At 65.2% G+C, this 7266-nt stretch carries 6 protein-coding genes and 1 pseudogene; all 7 read right to left on the bottom strand.

Annotated elements, in window-relative coordinates; translation table 11 throughout:
• Positions 1–309 (bottom strand): annotated as a pseudogene (locus ACSYG9_RS28585) (hypothetical protein); the annotation flags it as partial.
• 43 nt (positions 310–352) lie between these two features.
• The gene (locus ACSYG9_RS28580) at positions 353–679 is read right to left on the bottom strand and encodes a hypothetical protein (protein WP_454843083.1); all 327 of its coding nucleotides are present in this window, start codon (positions 677–679) and stop codon (positions 353–355) included.
• A 102-nt stretch (positions 680–781) separates the two neighbouring features.
• The gene (locus tag ACSYG9_RS28575) at positions 782–2185 is read right to left on the bottom strand and encodes an AAA family ATPase (protein ID WP_440127857.1); all 1404 of its coding nucleotides are present in this window, start codon (positions 2183–2185) and stop codon (positions 782–784) included.
• 10 nt (positions 2186–2195) lie between these two features.
• Positions 2196–2804, bottom strand: a complete 609-nt coding sequence (locus ACSYG9_RS28570) for a hypothetical protein (protein ID WP_440127858.1) — start codon at positions 2802–2804, stop codon at positions 2196–2198.
• Positions 2801–3445 carry a hypothetical protein gene (locus ACSYG9_RS28565; RefSeq protein WP_440127859.1) on the bottom strand — a complete coding sequence of 215 codons (645 nt, stop codon included), beginning with the start codon at positions 3443–3445 and terminating at the stop codon, positions 2801–2803. The genes ACSYG9_RS28570 and ACSYG9_RS28565 overlap by 4 nt, the downstream gene beginning before the upstream one ends.
• Before the next feature lie 66 nt (positions 3446–3511).
• On the bottom strand, positions 3512–5116 hold the full coding sequence (locus tag ACSYG9_RS28560) for a peptidoglycan DD-metalloendopeptidase family protein (protein WP_440127860.1): 1605 nt from the start codon (positions 5114–5116) through the stop codon (positions 3512–3514).
• 146 nt (positions 5117–5262) lie between these two features.
• Complete coding sequence (locus tag ACSYG9_RS28555) at positions 5263–7266, bottom strand: cutinase family protein (RefSeq protein WP_440127861.1); 2004 nt, start codon at positions 7264–7266, stop codon at positions 5263–5265.

Genomic DNA, 7266 nt, shown 5'->3' with positions numbered 1-7266 from the left:
GTTCGTGGCGGCGGTCTGTGCGCCGGCCTGCGTGTGGTCGTAGCCGTGCGGGATGCCATTGGTGATCTCGTTCGGGCCGTGACCGGTCCGCACCGTGTCGGAGCTCGTGCTTCCGCCACCGCCCATCGTCGCCGCCACAAGGACCACGACGATCGAGAGAACGAAGAAGGTGAGGAAGCCGTACTTCTTCCAATTGGGAATGCGGTTGTACGCAGCCTTCCAGCTACCCGGTTCTGCGGTGCTCGAGGACGATGTGGCCGCCACCGACGGTGAGGAACCTGGCTTGATCGAACTGAAATCGGGTGCCATGCGAATCTCCTAGAAGTCGAATCGAGTTCGGTGATGCGGCCGGTCAGCTGCCGTTGACGACGAACAAAATGGCGCCCATGATGACGCCTGCCGCGGCGATGGCGCCGAACGCGACTGCGGCGGTCTTGGCGGAATCCATCGAATCGCTCAGCTCGCTCTGGTAGCCCCCTGCTCGGGCCTTGCGGATCTTGTAGAGCGCCGCGATCAAGTTGATCCCGGATGCAGCCAAAAACGCAGCCCAGATACCGGCAACCACGCGTGCCCACACATCATTGAGCGCGCCGCCGAACACATCCAGGTTCGGAGTAATGCCGTCCAACGGGTTTTCGGCTCCCTGTGCAGAAGCGATGCCGGCGGTCAGCAACAGCATGCCGACCGCAACTGCGGACACAGTCGCAGTACGTGCCGCCCTCCGAGGAAGCGAACTAGCAGAATCTTTGCGGGACATGAAAATTCCTTTCACAAACACAGGTCAGGCGTAGGGGTTGAAGCTCAACGGCTGGGGCGGCTGCGGACGACGCGAGTGCACCGGTGGTTGGTGTACCTCGGCATCGGGTGCCGGGTCGTCGGCTGCGGGTTCCGCCGGAGATTCAGTGAGTGCGGCCGGATCGACCGTCACGAGTACGACCGGCTCGGGTGTAGGTGCGGGTGGGGGTGTGGGCTCCGGTTCCTCCGGCGTGAACGTCGGAGTTTCCGGCTCCTCGCTTGCTACCGGGACCGGCTGCGGCCGCTGCCATACTCGCCGTTCACTGATGGCCTCGGCCAGCGCATCGGTCACCATCGCCGCGACATTCGTCCACGCGATGATCGATGTCTGCGACAGCGTCTCGAGCGTGATCCGCTCCCCCGATGCGAACACCGGCTCGAACGGAACCCGCACGTAGGTCTGCACGCCCAGAGCGTCGAACTCGTCGACGATGACTGATTCGAGGCTTGGATCGGACTCCGGTGTCGCGCACAACAGCACGATCGCAGTGCGCACCAGATGGTCGAGACCACGCTTGACCAGGCCGTCGAGCATCGCGTAGGCGTGCTGGGCCATGTCTCGCCGCATCGGCAGCGGAACGACCAGCACATCGGCGTTGTGCACTGCCCACTGCCAGGCTTCTGCCTGAGGAGTTGTGGCCGTGTCGATGATCAGCAGGTCGCGGTGGCGTCGGAGCACCGCGCCCAGAGCTGCGCATTCGTTCTTCTCGAGGATGCCGTCGTAGGAGGCGTCCGTGTCGCCGGCCAAGATCTCGTCGTGTGTGGGCTGCAATCGCAGATACGAGGCCAGTTCACCGGCTTCGGCCTCGGCAGAGACGAGTCGGCTAGCATCGCCCAGTACGTCCCAGGTCGTGCGCTCGATATCTGTGGTGCGTGCAGCACGAATGCCGAGGGTGCCTCCGGATTCGCTCATATCGACCGCGACGACTCCACGTCCGCGATGTTTGCCGAGTGTCGCTCCCAAAGCGATCGCTGTCGACGTCTTCCCAGCACCGCCCTTGGTGTTGACCACTGTCACCACACCCGAGCCCGGCAGGGTGCGCTGGATCGCTTCGATCGCCGCCCGGTATCCGGTTTCGGTCGAGTCCTGCTTGGGTGCCATTTTCGTGCCTAGGGCTGCATTGATTCGTCCGCGCCATCCCCACTGAGCAGGCTGAGTCAATGCCGGGGACGTTGCCTCGTCGAACAGTGATCCGTGTGTAGTTGGGGCCGGAGTACGAACGCCCTGCCCTTCGGCGGCCGCGAGAGCGTCCACCCCGACTCCGTACGGATCGGGGATCTCCTCGGTCACCGGCTCGTGCGCGTCCGGTTCAGCCGGGCGGTTGGTGCGCAACCGCAATCGACGTGGATCGACCGTCGGTTCGTGGTTGTAATCAGCGATGTCAGCCATCACGCTCACCTCACACAGTGGAGACGGACGACACGCGCCATCCGTCGCCGTTGTCGGTCAGCACCACAGCGACGTACTGCACATCACTGCTGATTTCGGTGCCGCTGGAATCGGTGACCGTGCTGGTCACCTCGTACATGCCGTGGTACTTCGTCTTGGTGTTCGCCTGCCCCTGATTGGGGACCTCGACCGCCACAGCTGTGACCGTCGCGCCCTGCGACGCCCACAGCGCCCACTCCCCCGTGGCCTTGACCTGTACCTCGGCGTCGGTGCGGACCTTCGTATCGAGTTCGTCGGTCAGCACACCCAGATCAGCGGCGCGGACCGGGGCGTCGTTGCGATTGGTGTCGGTATTGGTGTCGTACGAGAACCATGTCTGCACGACCGTGCCGCCGAGTTCGCCCGGATCATCGGTGTCTACCGTCGGTGGCTCTGGGGCGGCTGAAGCCTCCGGCGTCTCCGAGGCCGCGGTGTCCTCGGTGGGGGGCCACGCCGCCGTCGAGGTCGACGGCGGAGCCGACGAACTCGAGGATGCTTGATCCTGCTCGGTGTCGGAGCTGCACCCCGCTATAGTCAGTGCCCCGACTGCGACGCCGATCAGCGCGATCCGCCGGATCATGGGGTCACCACCAGATCTGTCAGGCGAATCGCGCGCCACTCGCCGAAGCCGGGCTCGAGGCACCACTGCTCGGCGATATTCCCGGTCGGAACCACGTCCAGATCGAGGATGACCTGCTTCTTCGCCGCCAGATCGGCCAGTTTCACTCCGTTGATGCGTTCGCTACTCACCCGCAGGCGCAGCCGCACCGCGTGCGCGTCGAGATGTTCGCGCACCTTCGAGGCGAGAAACACTGCCTTGCCGGCGCTGGCCTCATCGGCAGAGTCCTGATGGCCCGGGCGGAACACTCGGTCGTCCTTGTGGAACGAGCCGTACCAGGCGACTTCGCTGGTGTCGGCGTCACCGACCACTGCGAACGATCCACGTTCGTCGCCCGCCGAGGACAGCGAGACCACCGGAGCCGTTGCGGCCGCTGCCGCCAGCGACTCGGCCCGTTCGCGCTGCTCGCACTCGCGCAGTGCGTCGTAGTCCACGTCGAATTGCTTGTAGAGTTCGCGCTTGACCTTCGGCCATTGAGTGCGCGTCATGAGCCCCTTCTCCGACGCCCATGCCCTCAGATCCGAGGCCATCATGGACTCGACCTTCCGGGTGGCCGCGAGGCTGCGTACCGCTGCTTCGGCCTTGTCCCATTCGTCGCTCACGCTGTAGTGTCCTCTCTCTGGTGTCTCATCGTTTCCGATGTTCTGGTGTATGAAAACCGTTGTTGCTCAAGCAAATCGCATAGCTCTAACACTTTCCGGTGGTGTCCATTCGGCGACTTGGACCTTTCCCCCTGATTGGGGTGCTTCGACAACTTCGTTGTCCCCCATCCAGATCCACACATGACCGGGACGCGGCTGCACGATGTCTCCAGGCCGCAATTCCGAGGACTTGGTGATCGGTGTGCCGCGAGGATCGCTGACCTGCGCCGAATCCTGGTGTGGCAGAACGATTCGACCGTCTGTTGCCTGTGCGACTGCATAGAGGATCAGGCCCGAGCAGTCGAACCCGAGCTTGTTGTGGTCACCGTGCGCGTCGGCCACCCCGCCATCACTGATACCGCGAGTCGGTCCGCTGGCATCACCACCGCCCCAGGCGTAATCGGTGCCCAACCACCCGAGGGCTGCATCGACCACCCGTGAGTCGGTAGCCGGTGGGCGCGGAGCCTGCTCGACCCCCGTGAAGTCGGGGCGGCGGGCAATGATGCTGCGCACGTAGTTCGTCGTCTCGGAGTTGCCGCAGACGCCGCTGGAGGCGAGGGTGCCGCCGGGGCCGCAGTTGTAGGCCGAGAGCATCAGCGCGGTGCCGCCACCGTGGACTTTTCCGTCGCGGAGCCACTGTTGCGTCAGATCCCACATCTGGCAGTCGTAGTCGGCCATCGCCATGACCGAGTCGCCGATCGAGTTCACATCCGCCACGCCGTCACCGTCGTAGTCCTTGCCGAGCGCGGCCCAGGTGTCGGGCATGAACTGGCCCGGTCCGCGTGCCCCGGCCGGTGAGACCGGCGAGCTCGGTCCGTAGCGAAACTGGTTTTCTGCATACAGCTGGGAGGCGAGCAACGGAGCATCGACCGCATCGCAGGTGTCCGCCGCCTCGAGGATCCACTCGCGGAACTCCTCAGGCACCGAACCGTCTTCGAGCGCGCTCCCACCGGGGCGAGTCAAACCGGTGCAGCCCGCTCCGAGTGGAGTCTCTGCCGCCACCAGCTGCACGTTCGGCGAAGCCGGAGCCTGTTCGGGGGAGTCCAGTTCGCCTGCATCAGCGAGCCAGGGCTTCGGGTCGATCGGCGACCCGCCGTCGAGCCGGCCACCGGGCCAGACCTCGAAGTGCAGGTGCGGGCCCGTCGAACCACCGGCATTGCCGACCTGCCCGAGCAGGCCCCCGGAGCGCACCTCATCGCCGACGCCCACCAGCACGCCGTCCGAGTGCATATGGCCGTAGACCGTCGAGAGTGTCGTCCCATCCGAGGTAATCGAGTCGACGATGATCCAGTTGTCGAAGCCGCCCTCATCGCCGGGACCGGAGTCACCAGCAGCGACGACGATCCCATCCATCGGTGCATAGAAGGGTGTCCCGATCGGGGCTGCGAGATCGATGCCGTTGTGCGGGGCACCCCACCGCGGGCCGAAGCCGGAGGTGAACGTGTAGGTGCCGGTCACCATCGGCTGCACTTTCTTGCCGGAGGCAGCCCGCAGACTGTTCGGCGACCTGGACGATCCCTGCGTCGGCAGGCAGTTGTCCGGTTCGGGATTGTCGCTGCCACACATGACCAGCGAACCCATCAGCACGACGACGCCCGCCGCCAGCGCGAATTTTGCAGTCGAAGAAGCCACGTTTCTCACCCCCTTTGCATGAGTGCTTCACAGCCCGCCCAGGCCATGCACCGTGTGACTTCGCATCCGCCCGCCCGAGGTCGGATGCCGATTCGTGAAGGGCTCGGCCCTGGCGGCGGCACCACCCGCCGCCAGGACCAGCGGAGCTATCCGCCGATCGCCCGCGCGAAAATGTTCACCATCGTGTCGATCGCGTTGTCCTCTCCGTTCGGGGACCAGCTCGGATACGCGATATGCGAATTCGAGGCGTAGAAACTTGCGGCGGTGAAGCCCTCGGAGACGAGCTGACCGAGCTCGGCTGCGTCATCACTGCTGGCCAGCGCCATCACCGACGAGCTCAGGCCGGCCAGGTCGCTGTTCTGCGCCTGCACGGACATCAGCGATCCGATCGGATCGTCGGGGTCGTGCAGCTGATCGGGGCTCATCTTCTGCCCCGGTGTGAGCACCCCCAGGGCCACCTGCGCCAGTTCCACCGCGACCGGCATCAGCCGCGACAGCTCGAGCACGTTCCCGGTCTCAGCGATGGACCAGGCGATTTCCTGAATCTCACCGACATTGCGGGCCAACCGAATGACATCGACATTGCCGAGAAGATCGAGCACCAGCGTCGCGATCGCCGCCGTGCCGGATGGGTCCGGCACCATCGCCACCAGACGAGAGAGTGTCTTGAAGTCCACCCCGGCGGCCATTTTCACCAGCGGGGAGAGCTGATTGTTCAGATCCCCCGCAATAGCGTGCGCGCCCCGCACATCGCCGGTGGCAACCTTGCCGGGCAGCGCTTGCAATCCAGCTGCGACCGCCTGGTAGTCGACCGATGTCACTCCGGACACGACGTTGAGCAGCTGATTGATGATCGTCGTCGGCTTGGCGACCGAGAGCACCTGCGTGGCCGTACGAAGCTCCGGTGGACCGGCGGCCGCCAAGGGCGAGAGGCCCGTCACCAAGGTGTCTGCCGAACTCGCCAGCGTGGAGACACTGACCGGCTCACCCGATGTCCGCGCCTTGAGCAACGCGGTGCTTGTACTGGTCACCGCCTCCGCGGCCGAGAGCACCGCAGGAACATCGACCTGCTCGAGCGTGTCGAGAACACTCGCGGTCGTCGCCTCCGGTGAGCCTTCGGGAGCCGCGGTGAAGGTCTCACGTGCACCGGGGTTGCTGTCGATCCACGCGCTGGCCTGGCTGACCGGCGTCAGGGTCTCCGACACCAGCCTGGCCTGCTGTGTGATCCGGGCGATGTTCGCCGCCGAGGTGGTCGACGTCGGACCGCCCGCATCGAGCGTGGCCACGGACTCGGCCAGCCGGGTTGCTGCACCGACCACTGCCGACAGATCGGCATTGCGCCACTGTCCCGGTGAGGACAGCGCCTCGAGCAGCGATGACGACTGCGTCGCCGTCGATTGATCGGCCACAGTCGACGCACCGGCCAGCGTCGGCGTTTCCGGCGCAGCGGTCGAGGCAAGCTGTGCCGAGACATCCACCGCACCAGGAGGATTAGCGATGATCCGACCCAGCGAAGCCAAGAACGGAGTCGCCTCACCATCGGTATTGCAGTACGCATCATCCGGGTGACAGATGTCGAACACCTTGCCCGCGAGCTGACCGAACCCTTCCGGGGCCGGCCCCGCAATTCCTTGCCCGGGCAGCGGCGGACCGATCAACTTCGCACCCTCGGTGCCGCGTTTCGGGTTGGCGAGCAGAATCACCGCTTTGACCTGCTGCGCGGCAACCGGGCCGAGGCCGTGCCCGATATTGACGGCCAGGTCGTTGCCGATCTGCGCGCCCTGGCTGTACCCGGCGATGACGTACTTCGATGACGGGCACCGCTCCATCAGCTCCGCTGCTGCCTTGTCACCCCTCGACTTGGACTCTGCATACGAGGTGCCATTGAAGAACGCCTCCCCTGGATACGGCACGTACACCGCGTCGAAGTTGTTGCCGAACCGCTGTTCGAGCGCATCACCGACCGCAGCGAGCATCCCCGTCGGCACGTTCGGATCGGCATGCGCCGAGGTCTCCGTCGTGCCCGGAATCATCATCGCGATCGTGCGAGCACACCCATTCAGCTCGGCAGCATGGGCAACAGCCGGAACGGTCATCCCGGCCGCAGTTGTCATCACCGCAGCCGCCAGGGCGATTCCTGCTTTCCTCAT

This window comes from Rhodococcus sp. SJ-2 (genome assembly GCF_053750035.1).
This window is presented reverse-complemented; position numbering and strand designations above follow the sequence as displayed.

Coding starts and splice junctions, on each gene's coding strand:
- ACSYG9_RS28570 (WP_440127858.1), bottom strand. CDS start 2,804: ATGATCCGGCGGATCGCGCTGATCGGCGTCGCAGTCGGGGCACTGACT.
- ACSYG9_RS28555 (WP_440127861.1), bottom strand. CDS start 7,266: ATGAGGAAAGCAGGAATCGCCCTGGCGGCTGCGGTGATGACAACTGCG.
- ACSYG9_RS28580 (WP_454843083.1), bottom strand. CDS start 679: ATGCTGTTGCTGACCGCCGGCATCGCTTCTGCACAGGGAGCCGAAAAC.
- ACSYG9_RS28575 (WP_440127857.1), bottom strand. CDS start 2,185: ATGGCTGACATCGCTGATTACAACCACGAACCGACGGTCGATCCACGT.